This is a genomic window from Mesorhizobium sp. WSM3862 (genome assembly GCF_002294985.1).
GTDB lineage: Bacteria > Pseudomonadota > Alphaproteobacteria > Rhizobiales > Rhizobiaceae > Mesorhizobium.
The window spans coordinates 624,475-648,132 of sequence record NZ_NSGE01000001.1 but is presented as its reverse complement, the minus strand read 5'-3'; the positions used below and the strand labels follow the sequence as shown (position 1 = coordinate 648,132).

The window sequence follows — 23,658 nt, the reverse complement described above, 5'->3', positions numbered from 1 at the left end:
CCAGAACGTTCGTGACTCTACCGCATTCAATCCACCGGCTATACCGTTGACGATCATCTCGATCGCGCAGCGAAAGAGCATGACAACTTACAAAACTCGGAGGACTTGGAGCAGCAAGGAACGCGTCCGTGTTCACAAAGCAGGCGGACAGAGCCGGGGGCGAGCCGGCGGGGGCTAGGAAACGAAATACGGCACCGGCTGACGGCAACTATACGCTCCTGCCGCTATGATGGGGCACGCATCCATAGGTGAAGCAGCGTCGCTAATTCCCGCGCGGTCTGGGTTTTGGTCCTGGAAGGCTTTCGCACGGATTTGCGGCCAATCTCGCGATTCGCGGATCTCTTAGCCAGACAGTCTTCTTTCTTCTTTCTAGAATCTCGTTGCGGCCCACATCGACGGCCGATTGGCCTTTCGCGGCAAAGGCATAGTCGGCTCGGTTCGTGCGATAGTCTTCCTTTTGGATGGACATCTTTTTCCTCCCGGTCCGCGGCTTCCCTCCACTAGCCTGGACGGAGAACACTAGCTGCCGATGCATCGCAGGAGTCTACAAATTGAGGATTGTATTAAAATGATACACTCCACCCGTTCGTCTCACGGGCGCCGCTCAGCATTACCCTGAACCGGCCCGTATGCCGCGCCTATTCGTCGCTATGCTCATCGTCGCTTTCGGAATGCTGTTCCGGACCGCATCGCCCGCTTGCGCTTCAACGTGCGCTTGGCAGCCTTGGTCATAGCCGTGGAAAGTCTTGTGCAGTTGCCGGGGCGGCAACAAGGCCGGGTTGTCCGTGGAAGGTGGTCTCGCCACAGCGCCCGGCTCCCAGGCGGGTAAGCAGGGTGAGTTATGCTATATACGTCGCGTTCGTGGTCGGATACGAGCCGATGGATCAGGAAAGACTTCTGGCCGCAGTCCTCCTAGCTGATGTCGTGGGCAGCACGCCGCTCTATGAGCGCATCGGCGACGATGCAGCTCTGCAGCAGATCTCGGATTGCCTCGACGCGATACGCGAGATCGTCGCCCGGCACGGCGGTGACTTCATTTACTCGAAGGGCGATGACGTGCTCAGCCTGTTCGATAGTTCAGAGGCGGCGCTGAGGGCCGTCTTCCAAATCAGCAGCGAACTGACGAAAGGGCCGTTGCACGCCCGGATCGGATTGCATTTCGGGGCGGTCATTCGCGCGCGGGGCGCGGTATTCGGAGACGTTATCAATGTCACCGCAAGGTTGTCCACCACGGCCAACCCCGGGGAGGTGCTGATCAGCCAGAGCTTCTTCGAAGCCCTTTGCGCGGATAGCCGCAGTGCCTTGCGGCTCCTCGACAAAATGGCTTTCAAGGGAAAGCAAGAACTCTTCGATGTCTATACCCTGGGGAGCGAGGATCGGGCCCTCAGTACGCAAATCATCAGCCGGGGCACGGTTATCGAGAGACGCTCCGCCCCGCCGCGGCAGATCAATCTGGTCATCCGCTATGGAGATCAGTTGCGATCCTGCCGAAACAACGAATTGGTGACGATCGGCCGATCCCCGGAATGCAACATCGTCATCCAGCGGCCCTGGGTCTCAAGGCACCACGCAACCTTCACCCTTTCGAATGGCAAGGCCGTCCTTATCGAGCGAAGCTCGTCGGGCACATTTGTGTCGATGGGACCCGACCATGAGGTATTCGTGCGCCGCGAAGATATTCTTCTCTTCGGCTCCGGCGTTATCTCGCCTGGACGCAGATCGTCCCTCGGCGACGCCGAAATCCTTTACTACGAAATTACCTCAGACTGGCCCGGCCCGGCTTGACCGTTGCCGCATGCTGCCGGATCCAGCGCCGCGCGCTTGCAGTATCGGAAGTTCATTCAATCAAATGAAACAATGGCAATTGGCTCCCCGGGCCGGATTCGAACCAGCGACCAACCGGTTAACAGCCGGTTGCTCTACCACTGAGCTACCGGGGAACGGAGGCTCTGACGTGAGTGGCGCAGCCTATAGCAAACACCTTTCGGCTTTGCAAAGCAGCAATTCGCAATTTTTCTGCAGTTTTTCGTGCGGCGATTTGTGGCATCGCTTCGGCGTGCCCACATATGAGCGGCTTGACACCGGCATGGAACAATGCGGCTGGTCGTCCTTTGGTATTTATGACATCGGCCGCGCAGATGGGATCTGGCTTTGAATGACGGCAACTGACGACGATAACCCGCCGGCGCGCAAGATCACGGTCTTCGGCCGCGACTTCTCCATGCCGCGCTCGCGGGGATTGCGGATCGCGATCGGCGTGCTGCTCACAATCGGCGGGATTCTGGGCTTTCTGCCGATTCTCGGTTTCTGGATGGTTCCGATCGGCCTGCTGGTCCTGTCCTACGAATTCGCACTGGTGCGACGTCACAGGCGCCGCTTCGTGGTCTGGTGGGAACGCCGCCGCCGGCCGGATTGAGAGCTTTGCAGGGAGAGAGTCCAGCAGGTGCCGGCGACACCATCGGGATCGGCCGCAAGCAATCGGCAACCACTGCCTTCGATGAGGAATGGGAAAGCATCGGGAATGACTTGCCGGTGCTTGACGACCTTTCACCGCCAACATATTGAGTTGCCCCGGAACGCCGGGAGCATGGAAGGCCTCGTGGCGGAGTGGTTACGCAGAGGACTGCAAATCCTTGCACCCCGGTTCGATTCCGGGCGAGGCCTCCAATGCCCGGGCTCCGGCGCTGTCGCGCCGGGGCGCTAGGTTCCGGTCGAATTGGCCCGCGTCATTTGCCTGGAAATCGGATCGGGCGCGGGGCACGAATTGGGCGCGGGAAGCGGGTTGGTTGGGACATGAACGCTGATTTCTCCGAACGCCGCGTGAAGATGGTCGATGGCCAGATCCGCACCACCGATGTGACCAGCGCGCCGCTGATCGAAGCGATGCTTTCCGTGCCGCGCGAGGCTTTTGTCGGCGCCGGGCAGCGGGACCTTGCCTATATCGACGAGGACATCCGCATCACCGATGGCGTCAGTGGCGGCGGTGCCCGCTACCTGATGGAACCGTCACCGCTCGCCAAGCTTTTGCAACTGGCCGAAATCAGCGACACTGATTCGGTGCTCGATGTCGGCTGCGGCACCGGCTATTCGGCCGCGCTGCTTTCCCGAATCGCAAAATCGGTGGTTGCGCTCGAAAGCGACCCGACGCTTGCCGAAGCCGCGAAGTCGACCCTTTCCGCACTGGATTGCCAGAACACCACAGTAGTGATCGGGCCGTTACCGCAGGGTCATGCCGCCGCGGCGCCCTATGACGTCATCTTCATCGGCGGCAGCGTCGAGGAGGTGCCCGCGGCATTGCTCGGCCAGCTCGCCGAGGACGGCCGGCTGGTTGTGGTCGAGGGGCAGGGCAACTCCGGCGTTGCGCGTCTTTTTGTCAAGGCCGGGGGGGTTGTAACCGGCAGACGCGCATTTAATGCGGCAATTAAGCCACTACCGGGGTTCGAACGTGCTCATGCGTTCGAATTTTGAGCGGTTTTGCCTTGCAGCGAAGGCGCTGTCATGATCGCTTGCGCTTGAACAATCGTTGCTGATTTGCTTCACGTGCATTTTCGGGGGCTGTCAGCGGGGGACGATAAACACGCGGCGCTAGCTGATCCGGAAGGAAAAGGTGCGCGGCGTGGTTCCCATGCAAACGAATGAGGGATAATACGTGCCGCCCCTACACAAGACTTTTCTATCAGCCATACTTGTTTCGGCGACCGCGCTTTCGCCGCTGGCAGCATCCGCCGAAACTATCACCGGCGCGCTCGCCAAAGCCTATCAATACAATTCCCAGCTGAATTCCGCCCGCGCGGGCACCCGTGTCACCGACGAGGGCGTGGCCATCGCCAAGTCCGGCTACCGGCCGACGATCAGGGGATCGGCAAGCATCGACTACACGAGCAGCCGCAACAACAACCTGGGTCAAACCTTAAACATCACTACGGGCAATTTCGGGGTTGAGATCGACCAGACGCTGTTCGACGGCTTTCAAACCAAGAACAATGTCGCCGCGGCCGAAGCGCAGGTCAGGGCCTCGCAAGAAAGTCTCCGCAACACCGAAGAGAACATCCTGTTCAACGCGGCAAGCGCCTACATGGATGTGATTCGCGATCGCCAGATCGCGGTCCTGACCGCACAGAACCTGCAATTCCTGACCGAGCAGGCGCGCGCCGCGCGGTCGCGCTTCGAGGTCGGAGAGGGCACCCGCACCGACGTCGCACAGGCCGATGCCTCGCGGGCGACCGCGGTGGCGCAACTCGCCAGCGCTCGCGCGACGGCGCTGGCGAGCGCTGCGACCTACCACCAGATCATCGGCGACGAGCCGGGAAAGCTCAAGGCGGCCGCGCCGGTTGGAAAGCTGCTGCCGGGAAGCCTCGATTCGGCCTTCACCATTGCCGCCGCGGAGCATCCGGCCATCCTTGCCACCGAGCATCTCGTCGACGCCGCGGCCTTTTCGGTGAAGTCGGCCGAAGGGGCGCTATTGCCGCAGCTTTCCGCCAGCGCCGGGATTTCGAGCCAGTATCGCAACACCTCGCCCGGCGTTTTTGCATCGGCGGGTTCCGAAGGAACGACCAATTCGGCCAATATCGGTGCAACGCTTACCGTGCCGATCTATTCGGGCGGGCGCACCTCTGCGCTGGTCCGCCAATCGAAGGAATCGCTCAGCCAGGCCCGCATCGAGGTCGACGTCAGCCGCGACCAGGTGCGCCAGGCCGTGGCTTCGGCGTGGACGCAATACACCGCCGCGCGCGAAAGCGTGGATGCCAACAGGCAGGTGATCGCCGCCGCGCAACTGGCGCTCAACGGCGTCATCGAGGAACGCAATGTCGGCCAGCGCACGACGCTCGACGTGCTCAACGCGCAGAACGCCGTCATCACCGCCAAGATCAACCAGGCGAGCTCCGAGCGCGATGTCGTCGTGGCGAGCTACGCCATCCTGTCGGCGATCGGCCGCCTGTCCGCCGGCCAACTCGGCCTGGCGGTCACGAAATACAACCCGGAAGAGCACTACAACGCCGTCAAGGACAAGTGGATCGGGCTGCGCACGCCGGACGGCCGCTGAACCTTTGGCATTTCCAAAAGCGCCGCGTGTCCAATGGATGCGCGGCGCTTTTGCATTGGAACCAGACGGTCGGCTGCCGGCGGCGTAGCGAGCTAATCTGTTGAAATCCAACGTCTCCCCAGATTGGGGATTCTCGGATGACGATCGGTCAGTTACGCTGTCCGCATTGATTCGAATTCCGGTCTTGCCGGATTGGAAATCTTGAACAAGTCACAAAGGCGGCGGATGTGACGATGGCGACAGCGAGCAGCGCGCAGCGCGAACCTTCCATGGAAGAGATACTTGCTTCCATCCGAAGGATCATCGAGGACAGCGACACCGGCCGCAAGCAACCGGCGGCGGACAACGGTGAGGTTCGCCAGGACCTCCGGCCGACGCCGGCGGCGCAGACGGCCGACCTTGATGCCTTCCGTTCCGAGCTCAACGCCGGATCCGCTCCCAGCAAGCCGGTGAGTCTGGCGGAAATACAGGCCCAGCTTGCGGCGTCCGATCCGACGATCGCCGAGACGAGCCCTGAACCGGTGAAGACCGCGCCTCTACCCTCCACCCTGGCGGAAGTCGGGGCCAGGGTAGCCGCGGAGCCGGACACCCCGGCGGTCGCGAGGGCAGCGGAGAGCGTGCCGCAAAGTGCCGATACCATCGTCGCCGATTGGCGGCGCGAGATCGCCGCCGTTGGCGGAAGTTCCGTCAAGGCGAAGGTAGCAACTCCGGAAGTGGCGCCCGAAGTCGAGATCGACGAGGAGGATCTTGCGGCGCCAACGGCCGAAACCGCGGCGCCTGGCAACGTTTCGGCGCCATCCTCGTCCGACCTGCCGCCAGCCCGGCCGGCAATCCTGTCCGAGCATGCGGGCCGTCAGGTCGCGGCGGCCTTCGGCGAGCTTTCCGATGCCTTCGCCAGCCGCAGCAAGAAGAGCTTCGACGAGATGGCCGAGGAGATGCTGCGGCCGATGCTGCAGGACTGGCTCGACAACAACCTGCCGACACTGGTCGAACGGCTGGTGCGCGAGGAAATCGAGCGCGTGGCGCGCGGCGCGCAGTGATTTCGTCTGGGCTTTCAGCGTAAAAGCGCCGCCCTCAGGCGGTGCTTTTTATTTCCGCGAAAATGCGGCCGCGCGATTTGTCTTGCGATGAGTCATGGGCTTGCCGCAGATCGCCGCAAGCCTATCTGGGCAAGGCGGGCCCATCCTTCTCGCGGTTGACTCGGCCAAGAGCTTCCGATTTACACCGGACGCTTGTTCCCGACAGTTCGGACTTCCTCCATGCTTGATAAAACCTACGACGCCAAGACCGTCGAGCCGAAGATCGCCAAAATCTGGGAAGAGGCCGATGCGTTCCGCGCCGGCGCCGGCGCGGAGGAAGGGGCGGAAGCCTTCGCCATCGTCATCCCGCCGCCCAACGTTACGGGCTCGCTGCATATGGGGCACGCGCTCAACAACACGCTGCAGGATATCCTGGTGCGGTTCGAGCGCATGCGCGGCAAGAATGTGCTGTGGCAGCCCGGCATGGATCATGCCGGCATCGCCACGCAGATGGTTGTCGAGCGGCAGCTGATGGAGAGGCAGATCCATCGCCGCGACCTGACGCGCGAGGAGTTCATCGACAAGGTCTGGGAGTGGAAAGCCGAATCCGGCGGCGCGATCTTCAATCAGCTGAGGCGGCTCGGTGCCTCGGCCGACTGGAGTCGGGAGCGCTTCACCATGGACGAGGGTCTGTCCAAGGCGGTGCTGGAGGTGTTTGTCACCCTCTACCAGCAGGGGCTGATCTACAAGGACAAGCGCCTTGTGAACTGGGATCCGAAGCTGTTGACGGCTATTTCCGACCTCGAGGTCGAGCAGCATGAGGTCAACGGCAGTCTCTGGCATTTCCGCTACCCGGTCGAAGGCCTGGCGTTCGATCCCGAGAATCCGCAGACGTTCATCACCGTCGCCACGACACGCCCGGAAACCATGCTGGGCGACACGGCGGTGGCGGTGCACCCCGACGACGAGCGGTTTCGCGACCTGGTCGGCAAGCACGTCATCCTGCCGATCGTCGGCCGCAGGATACCCGTTGTGGCGGATGAGTATTCGGATCCGGAAAAGGGTTCCGGCGCGGTCAAGATCACCCCGGCGCATGACTTCAACGACTTTGAGGTCGGCAAGCGCCACAAGCTGCCGGCGATCAACATCCTGACCGTCGAAGCCTACATCAAGCTCAAGGATAACGAGGAGTTCCTTGCCGGTCTTGAAGTGACGCCGCAGCGCCAGTCCGTCTGGGATGAACTCGACGGGCTGGATCGCTTCGTGGCGCGCAAGAAGATCGTCGAGCTGATGGAAGCGGGCGGCTTCCTGGAAAAGGTCGAGCCGCATCGCCACACCGTGCCGCATGGCGATCGCGGCGGCGTGCCGATCGAGCCGTTCCTCACCGACCAGTGGTACGTCAACGCGGCGGAGCTCGCCAAGCCGGCCATTGCCTCTGTGCGCGAGGGCCGCACGAACTTCGTGCCGAGGAACTGGGAGAAGACCTATTACGACTGGATGGAGAACATCCAGCCCTGGTGCATCTCGCGGCAGCTGTGGTGGGGGCACCAGATTCCGGCCTGGTACGGGCCGGACGGACGCGTCTTCGTCGAGAAGACCGAAGAGGAGGCGCTGGCTGCGGCGGTCGAATATTATTTGGCACTGGAAGGCCCGTGGAAGGCCTGGGTCGAGGACAAGCTTGAGAATTTCAAGCCGGGCGAGATCCTGACGCGCGACGAGGACGTTCTCGACACCTGGTTCTCCTCGGCGCTGTGGCCGTTCTCGACGCTCGGCTGGCCTGACCAGACGCCGGAGCTGAAGACCTACTACCAGACCGACGTGCTGGTGACCGGCTTCGACATCATCTTCTTCTGGGTGGCCCGGATGATGATGATGGGCCTGCATTTCATGAACGAGGAGCCGTTCCACACGGTCTATGTTCATGCGCTGGTGCGCGACAAGAACGGGCAGAAGATGTCGAAGTCGAAAGGCAACGTCATCGACCCGCTCGACCTGATCGACGAGTATGGCGCCGACGCGCTGCGCTTCACCTTGACCGTGATGGCGGCGCAGGGGCGTGACGTGAAGCTCGACCCGGCGCGTATCGCCGGATACCGCAATTTCGGGACCAAGCTCTGGAACGCCACGCGCTTCGCCGAAATGAACGGGGTCGCCAGGAACGACGATTTCTGGCTGCAGAACGCCAAGCTCGCGGTCAACCGCTGGATCCTGACCGAGCTGACGCGGGCGGCGCGGGCGATCACCGAGGGCATCACCACCTACCGCTTCAATGAGGCGGCCGGCGCCGCCTATCGCTTCGTCTGGAACTTGTTCTGCGACTGGTATCTCGAACTGCTGAAGCCGGTGTTCATGGGCACGGACGAGGCGGCCAAAGCGGAGAGCCGGGCCTGTGTCGCCTTCGTGCTGGACGAGATCTACAAGCTGCTGCACCCGATGATGCCGTTCATGACCGAGGAGCTGTGGGCGCAGACCGCGGGCGAGGGGAAGGTACGCACCTCCCTGCTTTGCCACGCCGCCTGGCCCGCGCCCGATTTCGAGGATGACGAGGCTGCCGCCGACATCAACTGGCTGGTCGAGCTCGTCTCCGGTATTCGCTCGGTGCGCTCGGAAATGAACGTTCCGCCGGCGGCGATCGCGCCGCTGACGGTGATCGGCGCCAGTGCCCTTACGCAGGAAAGGCTGGAGCGCCACGCCCAGGCCATCAAGCGGCTGGCGCGCGTCGGCGACATCGCGCTGGTGGATGCGCCGCCGAAAGGCTCGGCCCAGATCGTTCTGAACGAGGCGACCGTCTGTCTGCCGCTCGGCAGCCTGATCGACCTTCAGGCCGAAGCAACGCGGCTGCAGAAGGAACTGGCCAAGGTAACCGAGGAGATCGCCCGCCTGCACAAGAAACTTTCCAACGAGAAGTTCGTCGCCAACGCGCCGCAGGAGGTGGTCGAGGCAGAGCGCGAAAAGCTCGCCGAATATCGCGAGGCTCAAGAGAAGCTTTCAGTCGCCCTGACCAGGGTCCGAGACGCCGGGTGACCGGCAAGATTCGGCTTCACTGGAGGGCGCTTTACGAAGCGTCACTACACTCAGATACGGGCCTGCCGTTGGGTTAATTTTGACGTAAACGGAAAGTTTTGGCCCCATTGTTGCCGTAATGTAACAATGGGGCCCAGTCCGATCAAAATGGCCCGTTTTTGAGCTGTTTCGGACCGTTTTTGCAATTTTTTCTCTCAGTCCGATGCCGAGTGGGCCGCTTTTAAGGCTCAATGGGCGGTCGATGACCATGGCGAAAATACGAGCTGTCAAGGTGTACATGTACAGCTCACGAATTCGTTGTTGCGCCGTTAACCTGAATTGGTTCTAGCTTGCCCCACTTCGTGTTTCGGGGAGGGATTTCCATGAACGTTTTGCGGCTCAAAGCACTGCTGGGGGCAGGGTGCTTTTCGCTGGCTTTGATCGGATCGGCGATGCACCCGGCGCATGCCGGTGGCTTGGAGCGCGGTTGGTACGACATCGACCTGCTTTTCGATCCAGCGCAGATCACGGGGGAAGTCACGGGTACCTACGTGATGCCGCAACGAGACCTCAAGAATGCAAGGGACGCCGATCCATCTGACGGCGACCTCACCGCGCTAGGAAGATCAAGCACTGCCCGTGATACCGAAAGCTATTGGGTGCCGAGCGTGGGAATCAAGATTGGGATGGGACCAGTCGATTGCCTTGGCGACTACTCTCAGCCAATCGGTGCATTCAGCAACCCTGGTGCCAATTGGGCCGGCGCGCAAAGCAACGTCGAGACAAAGGTCGAGAGCGAGGCGTTCGGCGCAACCTGCTCGTACAAGATGGACGTAGGCAAAGGTCAGTTTCGTCTTATTGGGGGCGTCTTTCACGAGGATGTTTCTGGCTTCAAAGAACAATTGGTGGCGCCTATTCCTGCAATGTTTGGCACAGGCATAGGTCGTCTTGATCTGGAGGGCGACGGATGGGGATGGCGGGCCGGCGTTGCCTACGAGATTCCGGAAATCGCTCTGCGCGCCAGTTTAGTTTATAACTCGGCAGTCAAGCTTGACAACTTGAGCGGGACGCTTGATCTGACCCAGGTTCCCGGATTTATCAATCCCGCAAATCCGCTTCTGGGTAGCGTGACCGACGTATACGGCTCCTCCGAGGTGCCCGAGTCCGTGGAATTGAAGCTCCAATCAGGTATAGCACCGGGCTGGCTTGCCTTTGGATCCATCAAATGGGTCAATTGGAGCGTCCTGCAAAGCATTCCGTTCTGCCCGACATCGACCCAGGGCGTGCTCGCCTGTACGACAACGAGTCCTGCGCGTGCAACCTCGCTTGATTTGCTCTACCGTGACGGGTGGACAGTCGCAGCCGGCATCGGCCACAAATTCAACGAGCAGTGGAGTGGTGCGGCCGGTATCGCTTGGGACCGCGGAACGACGACCGGGCTCAGCACTCAGACCGACACATGGACAGTTAACGCCGGCGTCGCTTACACGCCGACCAAGAACGTCGAGCTTCGTCTGGGCGGTGCGCTTGGCGTCTTGACGAGCGGGCACATCCATTCGGTCGTCGGCTCCGACGGCGTGACCTACGGGACCGATTACACCGCCGACTTTGGCAACGACCTCGTTTCGGCGATTTCGGGATCGGTTAAGGTCAAGTGGTAACTCCTTTAATTTGAACGAAAAGGCCGGCATTGCCCGGCCTTTTTTATTGCGGCGGCCCTGACCGCTGACTCGAACTGCAGATTCGCCTCACGACCGAGCGAGTGTGACGTTTCAGCAACAGTTTATGAACAAGCCCCGCGCTAAGAGCGTCGCCGAGGGAACTGCCCATTTCCCGCCATAAACCCGGAGCAACTCGAGTAGGTCTCGGGACGCGTGCCAGGTTGGCCCGGCGATGGGACCGGCCGCGGGGTGTGCGGCAAGGACGACGATGGACGCCAAGGCAATCTCCAAGGCCAAGCTGCCCAGCCGCTACGTGACCGAAGGTCCGGCGCGCGCGCCGCATCGTTCATACCTCTACGCCATGGGATTGTCGGCGGCCGAGATCGCGCAGCCGCTCGTCGGCGTCGCCAGCTGCTGGAACGAGGCCGCACCCTGCAACATCTCGCTGATGCGCCAGGCGCAGGTGGTGAAGAAGGGCGTCGCGGCCGCCAATGGCACGCCGCGCGAATTCTGCACCATCACCGTCACGGACGGTATCGCCATGGGCCACCAGGGCATGAAGTCGTCCCTGGTGTCGCGCGAGGTGATCGCCGATTCAGTCGAGCTCACCATGCGTGGCCATTGCTATGACGCGCTGGTCGGGCTTGCCGGCTGCGACAAGTCGCTGCCCGGCATGATGATGGCGATGGTGCGGCTCAACGTGCCGTCGATCTTCATTTATGGTGGTTCGATCCTGCCCGGCAGCTACCGCGGAAGGCAGATCACCGTGCAGGATGTGTTCGAGGCGGTCGGGCAGCATTCGGTCGGCACGATCTCCGATGCCGAGCTGCTCGAGATCGAGCAGGCCGCCTGTCCGTCGGCAGGGTCGTGCGGCGCCCAGTTCACCGCCAACACGATGGCGACGGTCGCCGAGGCGATCGGGCTGGCCTTGCCCTATTCCTGCGGCGCGCCTGCGCCCTACGAAATGCGCGACCGGTTCAATTTCGCCTCCGGCGAAAAGGTCATGGAGCTGATCGCGAAAAACATCCGGCCGCGCGACATCGTTACCCGCAAGGCTTTGGAGAATGCCGCGACGGTCGTGTCGGCCACCGGCGGCTCGACCAACGCGGCACTGCATCTGCCGGCGATCGCGCATGAGGCGGGTATCAAGTTCGACCTCTTCGACGTGGCGGCGATCTTCGAAAAGACGCCCTATATCGCCGACCTCAAGCCCGGCGGCAAATATGTCGCCAAGGACATGTTCGAGGCCGGCGGCATTCCGCTCTTGATGAAGACGCTGCTCGACCACGGCTATCTGCATGGCGACTGCATGACGGTCACTGGCCGCACTTTGGCCGAAAACATGGAGCACGTTGCCTGGAATGAGAGCCAGGATGTTGTGCGTCCCGCCAATCGGCCAATCACCAAGACAGGCGGCGTTGTGGGCTTGAAGGGCAACCTCGCCCCCGAAGGCGCGATCGTGAAGATCGCCGGCATGTCGGAGCTGAAATTCTCAGGCCCGGCGCGCTGCTTCGATTCGGAAGAGGAGTGCTTCGAAGCGGTCACGCAGCGCAATTACCGGGAGGGCGAGGTTCTCGTCATCCGCTACGAGGGGCCGCGCGGCGGTCCGGGCATGCGGGAGATGCTGTCGACGACGGCAGCGCTCTACGGCCAGGGCATGGGCGGCAAAGTGGCGCTGATCACCGACGGGCGTTTTTCCGGTGCTACACGTGGTTTCTGCATCGGCCATGTCGGGCCGGAGGCGGCGGTCGGCGGGCCGATCGGGCTCATCAAGAATGGCGACGTGATCTCTATCGATGCCGTTAATGGCACGATCGAGGTGGCGCTGTCGGATGCCGAACTGGCGGCCCGGGCCAAGAAATGGAAGGCGCGCAAGACCGACTATCAGTCCGGCGCGATCTGGAAATATGCGCAGACCGTAGGGTCGGCCCGCGACGGCGCGGTCACCCATCCGGGCGGCGCAAAAGAAATACACTGCTATGCGGACATTTGAGGTGTTGAGGTCATTTGTCTTGCCGGCACTGGTCGCGGTGGCGACCCTGGGCGCCGTCGGGCAGGTCATGGCCTTCGACGACAAGGTGTTCGACGACAAGACCGGGGTCAAGCCGCAGTCGAGCCCGTGGGCGGTGTTCCAGTTCGGCTTCTCCGCCTACAAGAACGGCCACAAGGACCAAGCGGTCGAGGCCTATAAATATGCCGCCGAGAACGGCCAGATCGGCGCCACCTGGAAGCTTGCGCGCATGTATGCGCAGGGCGACGGCGTGGCCCGCGACGACTATGCGGCCTTCAAGTTCTTCTCCGAGATCGTCGATCAGGATGTCGAGCCCGGCTCGCCCGAGGAAAGCTATGTCTCCGATGCGCTTGTAGCGCTCGGCGACTATCTGCGCAAAGGTATCCCCGGCAGCCCGGTCGAGGAGAACGAGGTTGCGGCGCAGGAATACTACATGCGCGCCGCCGCCAACTACCGCAACCCGAACGCGCAGTTCGAGATCGGTCAGATGTTCCTCAAAGGCGAGGGCGGCGTGAAGGCCAGCGTCAAGCAGGCCGGGCGCTGGCTGCAACTCGCGGCCGAAAAAGGCCATGCCGGCGCGCAGGCGACGCTCGGCAATCTGTTGTTCCAGAGCGGCAAGATCGTGCGCGGCCTGGCGATGATGACGGCTGCCTTGGAGCGTGCCCCGCCGGCGGATCAGCCCTGGATCCGCAGCATGCAGGAAGAGGCCTTCGCCGCGGCTGGCGAAGCCGACCGTCGCACGGCGATTTCGCTCGCCGACGACATCCTGACCAAGGGCAACAACGGCGACCAGTAGGCCGCAGCTTCGGCTTCAATTTTCGGTAGGTTCCGTCGGCGCCGTGATCGAGGTCGGGTGCAGTTTCGGCGCCTGATTCTCGCCGGGGCAGTCGTCCTGGACCTTCGTCCAGGACGTGTTGTTGAGAACCATGTCGCAGCGGGCGAGGTGACTTTCGCCGGCAATCGTCAGGCAGGCCGTCTCACCGATCTTGAACGATTTGCCGTTGGCAAGACACTCCGGCGCCGCGAGCGCCGGCGCGGCAAACGCCAGCGCAAGGCCGACCGAGCAAAGAACAAATCGGATCGCCATCGAACCCCCGCAACAATCCCGCATCAGACGCGCGATTTGTGGCGACATCAGGGTTCGGCAAGAGCCCGCAAGCAGCGCCTTCACTGCAAGCGCAGATCGATGGCCACCGGCACGTGGTCGGAAGGTTTTTCCCAGGCGCGGACGTGCTTTTCCACCGAGGCCGACGAGAAGCGGTTGGCGGCTTCGGGAGACAGCAATAGATGGTCGATGCGGATGCCGTTGTTCTTCTGCCAGGCCCCGGCCTGATAGTCCCAGAAAGTATAGACATCGGGCGAATCGGTCACGGCGCGCACGGCTTCCGTGAACCCGAGATTCTTCAGGCGCCGGAAGGCCTGCCGCGTCCGAGGCTGGAATAGCGCGTCACTACGCCAGTTTTCGGGGAACCTGGCGTCGGCGGGCTCGGGGATGACGTTGTAGTCCCCGGCCAGCACCAGCGCTTCCTCGAGCCTCAGCCGCTCTTCCGCCCAGCACTCTAGCCTCGCCATCCATGACAGCTTGTAGGAAAACTTCCGCTCGTCCTCGACTGGGTTGCCGTTTGGCAGATAGAGGGAGGCGACCCGCAGCGCGCCCTTATCGGTCGAGAAGACGCCTTCGATGAAGCGCGCGTGGTCGTCGGCATCGTCGCCAGGCAAACCGCGATTGACCTCGTCGAAGGGCAGCTTCGACAGGAGAGCGACGCCGTTGAAGCTCTTCTGCCCGTTGGTCTCGACATTATAGCCCAGCGCCTCGATCTCGGCGCGCGGGAACTGGTCGTCGACCGTCTTGATCTCCTGCAGGCACACGATGTCCGGCGCGCTCTCGGTCAGCCAGTGGGTGAGGTTGCCGATGCGGGCGCGAACGCCGTTGATGTTCCAGGTGACGATCTTCATGCGGACCTCAATGTTCTTCCGGCGCAAGGCGCTCGACGAGGCCGATCGTATTGCCTGCCGGATCCTTTAGAAAGGCCATCCATTCGCTTTCCCCCGCCGGACCGAACCGGCCCTCGGTGTCGCGATGGACCAGCGCCGGCGACGCGGTGAAAGGAACACCGGCGGCTTTCGCCTCAGCATGGAAGGCCTCGAGGCCGGCAATATCGAGATAGACGGTGCCGGGGGGCACGCCGTCGCCAAAGAACAGCCGCACGCCGCCCGCGATGATGAAGGCGATGCCCGGCGGATCGTAGCGCGCATGCACGCTCATGCCGAGCACATCGTGCCAGAAAGCCAGCGTTCTATCGAGATCGCGCCCGGCCGACAGCGCGACCTGACGGACCGCGCCGACCGTGGGCATGGCGGCCCGCTAGACGGAGAAGCTGGTGCCGCAGCCGCAGGAGGCGACGGCGTTCGGGTTTCGGATCTGGAAAGACTGACCCATAAGGTCATCGACGAAATCGATCACCGAGCCGCCCATATAGACCAGCGAGAGGTCGTCGATGAGGATCGTGGCGCCATCCTTCTCGATGGCTACGTCGTCGTCGTTGCGACTGTCGACGAGATCGAACTTGTAGGAGAAGCCGGAGCAGCCGCCGCCTTCGACGGAAACGCGCAAGGCATTCTTGCCCGGCTCGCCGGCCAGAATCCTGGCGATCCGCTTCGCGGCCGCTTCGGTCATTTCGACCTTCATGGCAGTCTTGGCATCCGCGCCCATCGGCGTCACCTTGCTTTCGGTTTCCCATGATAGGTATGAAGCTGAGGGGGGCAAGTCAACTGGTGGGCGAATGGGCAAGGGTGCTCTCGGCGATATCGGTTTCGGCTACCGGCCGCGCGCCGTTTACGCGAGCGATCCGGCGCGCTCGCGCGGCCGCCTGTTCGATGAGCCGGAAAGCCCGACCCGGACGCCATTCCAGCGTGACCGCGACCGCATCATCCATTCCACCGCCTTCCGCCGGCTGAAGCACAAGACGCAGGTGTTCGTTGCGCATGAGGGCGATCACTACCGCACAAGGCTGACGCATTCGATCGAGGTGGCGCAGATTGCCCGCGCCCTGGCGCGCGCGTTGCGCGGTGACGAGGATCTGGCGGAGGCAGTGGCCTTGGTGCACGATTTCGGTCACACGCCTTTCGGCCATACCGGCGAGGAGGCGCTGAACGAAAAGATGGCCGGCTGGGGCGGCTTCGACCACAACGCGCAGTCGCTGCGCGTCGTCACCCGGCTCGAGCGGCGTTACGCCGAGTTCGACGGGTTGAACCTCAGCTGGGAGACGCTGGAAGGGCTGGTAAAACATAACGGGCCGCTTACCAATGCAAGCGGGAAGGGCAAGGGCCCCGTGCCGCAGGCGATCCGCGACTATTCCGCACTGCACGACCTCGAGCTCGACCGCTTCGCCGGAATCGAGGCGCAGTGTGCCGCGATCGCCGACGATATCGCCTACAACACGCATGACATCGACGACGGCCTGCGTGCCGGCCTGCTGACGCTGGACATGCTGGAAGACGTCGGCCTGCCGGGCTCGATCCTGAGTGGCGTGCGCGCCCGCTACCCGCAACTCGACAACGTTCGCACCGGCCACGAGCTGATGCGGCGGCAGATCACGCTGATGGTGGAGGATGTCATTGCTGCCGCTACCGCCAATATCGAGCGCCTCAAGCCGGACAGCGCCGATGCGGTGAGGGCCGCGGGTGAGACGATGGTCGCCTTCTCGGCCAAGATGGCGGCAGCCGAAAAGGAGCTGAAGGCCTTTCTCTACAAGCATCTCTACCGGCATGCCGAAGTGATGCGCGTGCGGGCCGATGCCGAGCAGATCGTCCGCGACCTGTTCGATGTCTATTTCGCCGACCCGCGCGCCATGCCGGACGGCTGGCGCGAAGGGCTCGACAGGGCGCAGGATCGCATCAAGGCGCGCAGCGTCGCCGATTTCCTGGCCGGAATGACCGATACCTATGCGCTCAAGGAGCACAGGCGATTGTTTGACCATACGCCGGATTTGGGCTAGGGCGAGCCACGATTTTGTCGGCCAAGCAGCCGGTCCCTCTTAAAGCCCAGAGCATACCCGATGAATGTCTTCGCCGATTTCAACGCGCGGATCGTAAGAGCCGTCGAAGCCCTTGACCTGAAGGACAAGGATGGCGGAGCGCTGGATCTGTCGCGCATCGCGGTCGAGCCGCCGCGCGACGCCAGTCATGGCGACCTTGCCACCAATGCGGCGATGGTGCTGGCAAAGCCCACCGGCCAGAACCCGCGCGCGTTGGCCGAGAAGCTGACCGAAGCACTGCGCAGCGATGCCGACATCGCTTCCGCCGATGTTGCCGGCCCGGGCTTCGTCAATCTCCGGCTGAAGGACGGCTTCTGGCAGGCGCATTTGGCAGTGCTGCTCGGCGAGGGCCGCAACTATGGCCGCTCCAAGATAGGCGGCGGCCGCAAGGCCAACGTCGAGTATGTCTCGGCCAATCCGACCGGCCCGATGCATGTCGGCCATTGCCGGGGCGCCGTCGTCGGCGACACTTTAGCCAACCTGATGGCCTTCGCCGGCTACGACGTGACCAAGGAATATGTCATCAACGATGCCGGCTCGCAGATCGACGTGCTTGGACGCTCGGCCATGCTGCGCTATCGCGAGGCGCTCGGCGAAGCCGTCGGCGAGATTCCGCCAGGCCTTTATCCAGGCGACTATCTGATACCCGTCGGCCAGGCGCTGGCCGAACAGTTCGGCCTCGGCCTGCTGGAGATGCCGGAACACGAGGCGCTGGCGATCGTCAAGGATCGCACGGTCGACGCGATGATGGCGATGATCCGCGAGGATCTGGCGCTGCTCAACGTGCATCATGACGTGTTCTTCTCCGAACGCACGCTGCATGCCGACAATGCCAAGAAGATCCGCGCGGCAATCGCCGACCTGACGCTGAAGGGCCATATCTACAAGGGCAAGCTGCCGCCGCCGAAGGGCGAGAAGCCGGACGACTGGGAAGACCGCGAGCAGACGCTGTTCCGCTCGACCGCGGTCGGCGACGACATGGACCGGGCGCTGGTGAAGTCGGATGGCTCTTTCACCTATTTCGCCGCCGACGTCGCCTATCTCAAGGACAAGGTCGAGCGCGGCTTCGTCGATCTCATCTATGTGCTCGGCGCCGACCATGGCGGTTACGTCAAGCGGCTCGAAGCGCTGGCGCGCGCGGTCGCCGGCGACACGGTCAAGCTCACGGTCCTGCTCTGCCAACTGGTGAAGCTGTTCCGCGACGGCGAGCCGGTCCGCATGTCGAAGCGGTCAGGGGATTTCGTCACGCTGCGCGACGTGGTGGAGGAGGTCGGCCGCGACCCGATCCGCTTCATGATGCTCTACCGCAAGAATGATGCGCCGCTCGATTTCGACTTCGCCAAGGTCACCGAGCAGTCCAAGGACAATCCGGTGTTCTACGTGCAATACGCTTCGGCGCGCTGCCACTCGGTGTTCCGGCAGGCGAGCGAGCAACTGGGCGAAGCGAATTTCGACCGCGACCGGCTTGTGGCCTCGGTTGCGTCGCTGACGGACGAGGGCGAAATCGGCCTGATCCGGAAACTCGCTGAATATCCACGGCTAATCGAATCCGCGGCGCTTGCGCTGGAGCCGCACCGGCTGGCATTCTACCTCTACGATCTGGCGTCGAGCTTTCACGCACACTGGAACCGGGGCACCGACAATCCAGACTTACGTTTTGTTAAGGTTAACGACCCACAATTGACGTATGCCAGACTGGGGCTGGTGCAGGCTGTTTCGGATGTTTTGACCTCCGGCCTGACGCTGATAGGAGCTGATGCGCCTACCGAAATGCGTTAGGTTTGACTAAAAAGCCTGTCACCTTTTGCCCACATTGCGCTGGTAAGGGCCAACCCTGCGCGACGTCCATGGCGTCCGACTGTGTGCGAGTTCGGGAACAATAATGGCAGACAGAACCCAGCTGAAAGTAGCCGCAAGCAATCACATCGCCGACGACGATCCGTTCGCCGAACTGACCCGCATCATGGGTTTCGATCCGCGTCAGCCGGTCAGGCCGCAGTCGCCGGCGGCCGCAAAGGCTGCGCCCGCGAACCAGGCTGCCGACGGGGCCAACTTCGACATCGACCTCGAAAAGGAGCTGATGGGCGACTTCAACATTGCCGAGGAAAGCGAGCCGGTGGCGCAGCAGGCTGCCCAGGCTGCGCCGGCTTACTGGGCTGCCACTCTCAGCGACGACGAGCTCGCCGCTTCTCTTGAACGGGATTTCGTCTTTGACGATGCGGCGGATCACGCCCATTTTGCCACGCCCGCTGTTGCCACGCCCCCTGCGCTGGAGCCGGCCGCGGACACGGCATTCGACGATGATTTCGACAGGGCGGTCGCGCGTTCGTTGGAAGTCTCGCCCGTGCAGGACGACCTTTCCGTCGACCAGGAAATGGCGGCCTCCCTGGATGAGGGCTTCTGGATCGACGACCAGCCTGACACGGACGAGAGCGCCGCCGCGGCCGCCGAGCCTGCGGCTGTCGAGCCTGCTGTCCTTGCGCCTGCGGACGAGACGGCGTTCGACGCCGATTTCGACACTGCGGTCCAGATGTCGCTCGAGGACGAGTTGGCCTTCGATGACCGTGATATCGAGCAGCCCGAAGGCGCCGACGTGCAGCCGATCGAGGCTCACGCCGCTGTCGACCAGCCGATCGCCGCCGAAGATTACGAGAGCCGGTCCGATCAGGCCGCATTTGATCAGGCCCATTTCGATCATGCCCAATCTGATCAGGCCCAATTTGAGCAGGTGACGGCTGATATCGCCATGGATATCGATCAGCCGCAGCACCTGATCCTGGAGCAGGAACTGTCGGTCGATGACGAGCCATCGCCGGCCCTCGAGGCGCCTGTCGAGGCCGAGCATTTCGCCGCCGATCCCGAGCCCGCCTTCGATCCCCAACCCGATCACGGAGCTGTAGCCGATCAGGTCTTCGAAGACGATTTCGAGCTCAGCTTCCGTGACGCGCTTGCCGAGGAGCCGGAAGGCCCGGCTGTCGATCCTGAACCGGTCGCCGGTCACGAGGCTGCGGCTGAAGAGGTCTTCGGAGACGATTTCGAACTCAATTTCGACAACGTGCCGTTCGGGGAACCGGAAGCGCCGGCTGCCGAGCCCGTCGCCGCGGCGGAGCCGTCAATCGCGGAGCCTGCTCCTTCTGTATCGGCACCGGTTCCGCCGGTTGCGGCAGTCGAGCCGGCTAAGCCGGCCGCAGGCGAGCGCAGCCTGGAAGACGAACTCAATGCGCTGCTTGGCGCCATGACGGCGCGGCCGATTCCGGTTGCGCCGGTCCCGGTTGCTCCTGTTCCGGCCGCCGCATCGGAACCGCGGTCGGTCGTTCAGCCGGCTGGCGACACCGACCAGAAGGCTGGCGTGGCCGATGAGCTCGATTGGGACCTCGACGCACGCAACGAGCCCGCCTACGGCACGCAGACCGCCCAGTCCGCCGATGCCGATCTCGATAGGCTGCTCGCCGGCGAACTCGACCGGCAGGGCTTCGAAGGCGCGGCTTCCGAACAGGATGCCGAACCCAGCATAGATTTCGATGACGAGGCTTTCGACGCCGCCTTCGCCAAGGGCATCGAGATGGACGCGCCGGTCGCGCCTGCCGAACCGCCAAAGTCGTGGAGCCGCGTGACCCCGGTCGCAGCGCCGGTGCACGCCTCTTATGCCACGCAGCCTGCGGCTACGGCGCCGCAAACCGCGGCCCCTGCCTACGAACCGGTGAAGGATTATTCCGCATACGCCAAGCCGGCGCCGCAGATGCCGACGCCTGCCTATCGTGCGGAGCCGGCGAAGGACTATGCCGATTACGCCACGCCGGCCCCGGCGCCGCAGATGTCGGCGCCTGCCTATCGTGAGGAGCCGGCGAGGGACTATTCCGCTTACGCCAAGCCAGCCGCGGCGCCGCAGTCTCGCCAGCAGGAGGAAATGCCCGATGTCGAGACGGTCGACGTGCCGGAGCGCGTGGTGGCGTTGGCCGACGACCTCGACATTCCGGAGCTCAGCTTCGAGGAGGATCAGCCTGCGGCGCCTGCCTATGACGATCTCGATGCCGAGTTTGCCGGCCTGCTTAGCGAGATGAACGCAACCGAGATCGCTCAGGCGCCTGTGCAGAGCCGGGGCTATGAGGACGACTCCCTCAATGCCGGATTCAAGACCGGCTACGACCGCCGCGAGTTGCGCGCCGAGACGGCCGCTGCACCGGCGACCCTGTCCCATTCCGCAGCTGCAAGCCAACTCGATGCAGACGATTTGCCCGGCAGCCGGCCGGTCTCGCAGGCGGACGACTTCGCCGTCGACGAACTTGACTACGATCCTAAGCTCGACGAGGCGATGACTGTGCCCGGCTTTGCCGAGCGCGAAGCCGCGAAGCCGCGAAGCCGTGGCATGATGCTTGCCGCGCTCGTCGGCGCCGTTGTGGTCGCGGGCGGTCTCGGCGCTCTCGCCTTCTCCTTTGGCGGCAAGGGCGGCAGCGAAGCGCCCGTGATCGTGAAGGCGGACAATTCGCCGATCAAGGTCAAGCCGCAAAATCCGGGTGGCACTGTGGTGCCGAACCAAGACAACAAGGTCTATGACGCCGTGGCCAAGGGTGGGGCGGCCAAGCCCGCCGAACCGGCGCAGCAGAAACTGGTGACCAACACCGAGGAACCTATCGACGTGGCGTCGAAGGAACCCCCGCAGAGCCGGATCGTCGACCTTTCGCCTGACGACACCGACGCCGCGCCTGGCACCAACTCAGCCGGCAATGCGGCCGCGGCAGCGCCGGTTCCGGACACAGCAGCTCCGGCCGCAGCCGCGCCGGCACCGGCCGAAGCCGCGCCGGCTCCGGAGGCCGCAGCGCCGGCACCGGACGCAGCAGCGCCAGCGCCGGCTGACGCCCAGGCCGCCGCCCCCGCAACCCCACAGCAGGCCGCTCCGGCGCCGAAATCGGAAGACCGCATCGCCCAGGTTCTGCAGGAGGCAGACAAGGGGACCAACAACGATGTCGTCGCCGTGGCGCCGCGCAAGGTGAAGACCATGATGGTGAAGCCTGACGGCTCGCTGGTTCCGCGAGACGACCCGGCTCCCGCGCCGCAGGTCGCGGCGACCGAACCGATCGATCCGGCGCCGCAGCACGTCGCTTCCGCCGGGCAGGGCGATGCCCAGCCGACAGGCGCCGTCACGCCGGCAACCGATCAGGCTGCCGACCAGGGCGGTGATGACCAGAGCGATGCCGCAGCGGTGAAGCCCGCCGCCGCGCCGAAGACCGAAGCCAGGGTCCAGTCCGCCAACACGCCGGCGAAGGTGCCGGTGGCGCCGCCGCGTCCGTCCGATCAGCCGGTCGATATCGTGGGCGAGGTCAAGCCCGACCAGGTCGCCTCCATCGATCCGGCGGCGGCAGGCGGCGGCTCGTGGTCGATGCAGATCGCTTCGCAGCCGACGGTTGAAAGCGCCCAGTCCACCTACCAGGACCTGCAGCGCCGTTACGGCAGCGTGCTTGCCGGACGCACAGCCAACATCGTCAAGGCGCAGATCGCCGGCAAGGGCACTTTCTACCGCGTCCGGGTTCCGGCCCAGTCGCGCAACGACGCGATCAATCTGTGCACCAACTACAAGGCGGCCGGCGGCACCTGCTTCGTGTCGCGCTGATCATCTAGCACCGTTCAGAGCCGGCGCCGCCGCGAGGCCGCGCCGGCTTTTTCGTTGTGGACGGCTATCGGCATTCATGCGGCAGCGTCAGGGTCAGTCCCTTTGCTTTCGCAAATCTTAGGGCGGTTCAGCGCCGGCAGAAACGCAGAACCGCATAACTCCTTGTTTTTGCGCAATTCCGGGCACAAAACGGTTACACATTGTTCCTGGAATTGCTCTAAGCTTCGATTCATGACCGAATCAAAATCCATGATCCTCGGCTGTGCCGGGAAATCCCTCACCGAAGATGAAATCCGCTTCTACGGCGACGAACGTCCTTGGGGCTTCATCCTGTTCGCGCGCAATGTCGGCGAGACCGAGCAGATCCGCGACCTGGTCGCCTCGATGCGCGAGAGCGTCGGACGCCCGGATGCCCCGGTCTTCATCGACCAGGAGGGCGGCAGGGTGCAGCGCCTGCGGCCGCCGCTGGCGCCGAACTATCCTGCAGGCGGAGCGCTCGGCGCGCTTTGGCGCGACGATCGCGAGGCCGGCCGCCGCGCCGCGTGGCTGCTCGCGCGGCTTCACGCCTTCGATCTGCTGCGCCACGGCATCACCGCCGACTGCCTGCCGGTGCTCGACGTCCCCATTGCGGGCGCCAGCGATGTCATCGGCGCGCGCGCCTATGGCATGGAGCCCAATGCCGTGATCGAGCTTGGCCGGGCTTCGGCCGAGGGCCTGATGTCGGGTGGCGTCCTGCCGGTCATGAAGCATATTCCCGGCCACGGCCGCGCCTTTGCCGATACGCATTTTGCGCTGCCGACGGTCGACACGCCCCTCGCCGAGTTGCGGCAACATGATTTCGCCCCGTTCAAGGCGCTCAACCACCTGCCGATGGCGATGACGGCGCATGTCGTCTACAGCGCGATCGACCCGGACAATCCGGCGACGACCTCGGCCAAGGTCGTCAACGAGGTGATCCGTGGCGAGATCGGCTTCGACGGGCTCCTAATGAGCGACGACACCTCGATGAAGGCACTTTCTGGGGATTTCCCGACAAAGGCGGCCGCGATCCTTGCGGCGGGCTGCGATCTCGTCCTTCACTGCAACGGCGTTTTCGAGGAAATGTCGGGGATCGCGTCGCGTACGACGGTGCTCGAAGGCAAGTCCTTGGCGAGAGCGGAGCGGGCGCTGGCCTATATAAAGGACCGCGACGTCGCGGACGAAAGCACCATACGCGCGGAATTCGCCACCTATTTCGACGCGGTGGCCTGAACCGAAGGGAAAGCAAGGCAAGTG

18 protein-coding genes and 2 tRNA genes are annotated in these 23,658 nt (G+C 63.4%); 15 read left to right on the top strand and 5 right to left on the bottom strand.

Annotation, left to right across the window (positions count from 1 at the left end):
* Window positions 1-879 precede the first annotated feature (879 nt).
* On the top strand, window positions 880-1,785 hold the full coding sequence (locus tag CK224_RS03255) for an FHA domain-containing protein (protein WP_095780751.1): 906 nt from the start codon (window positions 880-882) through the stop codon (window positions 1,783-1,785).
* Between the two features lie 80 nt (window positions 1,786-1,865).
* On the opposite strand, the gene CK224_RS03250 is transcribed toward CK224_RS03255, so the two are convergent.
* Window positions 1,866-1,940: transfer RNA gene (locus tag CK224_RS03250), tRNA-Asn, on the bottom strand.
* A 14-nt stretch (window positions 1,941-1,954) separates the two neighbouring features.
* On the opposite strand from CK224_RS03250, the gene CK224_RS03245 reads away from it, so the two are divergent.
* The 10 genes from CK224_RS03245 (at window position 1,955) to CK224_RS03200 (ending at window position 13,534) form a co-directional block, all read left to right on the top strand.
* Window positions 1,955-2,155 (top strand): hypothetical protein, encoded by a 201-nt coding sequence (locus tag CK224_RS03245; RefSeq protein ID WP_095780750.1) that lies wholly within the window; start codon window positions 1,955-1,957, stop codon window positions 2,153-2,155.
* Window positions 2,156-2,416 (top strand): hypothetical protein, encoded by a 261-nt coding sequence (locus tag CK224_RS03240; RefSeq protein WP_066999931.1) that lies wholly within the window; start codon window positions 2,156-2,158, stop codon window positions 2,414-2,416.
* Window positions 2,417-2,593: 177 nt separating this feature from the next.
* Window positions 2,594-2,667, top strand: a tRNA-Cys gene (locus tag CK224_RS03235).
* Window positions 2,668-2,793: 126 nt separating this feature from the next.
* A complete protein-coding gene (locus CK224_RS03230) occupies window positions 2,794-3,468 on the top strand; it encodes a protein-L-isoaspartate O-methyltransferase (RefSeq protein WP_095780749.1) in 675 nt (224 codons plus the stop codon).
* Window positions 3,469-3,649: 181 nt separating this feature from the next.
* Window positions 3,650-5,044: a TolC family outer membrane protein gene (locus tag CK224_RS03225; protein ID WP_066999937.1), complete on the top strand. Its 1,395-nt coding sequence runs from the start codon at window positions 3,650-3,652 to the stop codon at window positions 5,042-5,044.
* A gap of 233 nt (window positions 5,045-5,277) precedes the next feature.
* Complete coding sequence (locus tag CK224_RS03220) at window positions 5,278-6,084, top strand: PopZ family protein (protein ID WP_095780748.1); 807 nt, start codon at window positions 5,278-5,280, stop codon at window positions 6,082-6,084.
* A 219-nt stretch (window positions 6,085-6,303) separates the two neighbouring features.
* Complete coding sequence (locus tag CK224_RS03215) at window positions 6,304-9,087, top strand: valine--tRNA ligase (RefSeq protein WP_095780747.1); 2,784 nt, start codon at window positions 6,304-6,306, stop codon at window positions 9,085-9,087.
* Window positions 9,088-9,449: 362 nt separating this feature from the next.
* On the top strand, window positions 9,450-10,727 hold the full coding sequence (locus CK224_RS03210) for an OmpP1/FadL family transporter (RefSeq protein WP_095780746.1): 1,278 nt from the start codon (window positions 9,450-9,452) through the stop codon (window positions 10,725-10,727).
* 268 nt (window positions 10,728-10,995) lie between these two features.
* On the top strand, window positions 10,996-12,720 hold the full coding sequence (gene ilvD, locus CK224_RS03205; RefSeq protein ID WP_095780745.1) for a dihydroxy-acid dehydratase: 1,725 nt from the start codon (window positions 10,996-10,998) through the stop codon (window positions 12,718-12,720).
* A complete protein-coding gene (locus tag CK224_RS03200; RefSeq protein ID WP_066999951.1) occupies window positions 12,707-13,534 on the top strand; it encodes a tetratricopeptide repeat protein in 828 nt (275 codons plus the stop codon). Before ilvD ends, CK224_RS03200 begins: the two co-directional genes overlap by 14 nt.
* A 15-nt stretch (window positions 13,535-13,549) precedes the next feature.
* Here CK224_RS03200 and CK224_RS03195 read toward each other — a convergent pair whose 3' ends face one another.
* From CK224_RS03195 to erpA, 4 genes are all read right to left on the bottom strand, one after another.
* Window positions 13,550-13,825 carry a hypothetical protein gene (locus CK224_RS03195; protein WP_095780744.1) on the bottom strand — a complete coding sequence of 92 codons (276 nt, stop codon included), beginning with the start codon at window positions 13,823-13,825 and terminating at the stop codon, window positions 13,550-13,552.
* Between the two features lie 80 nt (window positions 13,826-13,905).
* Complete coding sequence (gene xth / locus CK224_RS03190; RefSeq protein WP_095780743.1) at window positions 13,906-14,694, bottom strand: exodeoxyribonuclease III; 789 nt, start codon at window positions 14,692-14,694, stop codon at window positions 13,906-13,908.
* 7 nt (window positions 14,695-14,701) lie between these two features.
* A complete protein-coding gene (locus CK224_RS03185; protein ID WP_095778431.1) occupies window positions 14,702-15,094 on the bottom strand; it encodes a VOC family protein in 393 nt (130 codons plus the stop codon).
* Window positions 15,095-15,103: 9 nt separating this feature from the next.
* Window positions 15,104-15,451 (bottom strand): iron-sulfur cluster insertion protein ErpA, encoded by a 348-nt coding sequence (erpA, locus tag CK224_RS03180; protein ID WP_066999964.1) that lies wholly within the window; start codon window positions 15,449-15,451, stop codon window positions 15,104-15,106.
* A 70-nt stretch (window positions 15,452-15,521) separates the two neighbouring features.
* Here erpA and CK224_RS03175 point away from each other — a divergent pair, with 70 nt between their 5' ends.
* The 4 genes from CK224_RS03175 (at window position 15,522) to nagZ (ending at window position 23,634) form a co-directional block, all read left to right on the top strand.
* On the top strand, window positions 15,522-16,736 hold the full coding sequence (locus CK224_RS03175) for a deoxyguanosinetriphosphate triphosphohydrolase (RefSeq protein ID WP_095780742.1): 1,215 nt from the start codon (window positions 15,522-15,524) through the stop codon (window positions 16,734-16,736).
* 60 nt (window positions 16,737-16,796) lie between these two features.
* Entirely contained in the window at window positions 16,797-18,554 is a 1,758-nt protein-coding gene (argS, locus tag CK224_RS03170) for an arginine--tRNA ligase (protein ID WP_095780741.1), read from the top strand.
* Window positions 18,555-18,657: 103 nt separating this feature from the next.
* A complete protein-coding gene (locus CK224_RS03165; RefSeq protein ID WP_095780740.1) occupies window positions 18,658-22,383 on the top strand; it encodes an SPOR domain-containing protein in 3,726 nt (1,241 codons plus the stop codon).
* Window positions 22,384-22,614: 231 nt separating this feature from the next.
* Window positions 22,615-23,634 (top strand): beta-N-acetylhexosaminidase, encoded by a 1,020-nt coding sequence (gene nagZ, locus CK224_RS03160; RefSeq protein WP_066999978.1) that lies wholly within the window; start codon window positions 22,615-22,617, stop codon window positions 23,632-23,634.
* Window positions 23,635-23,658 lie beyond the last annotated feature (24 nt).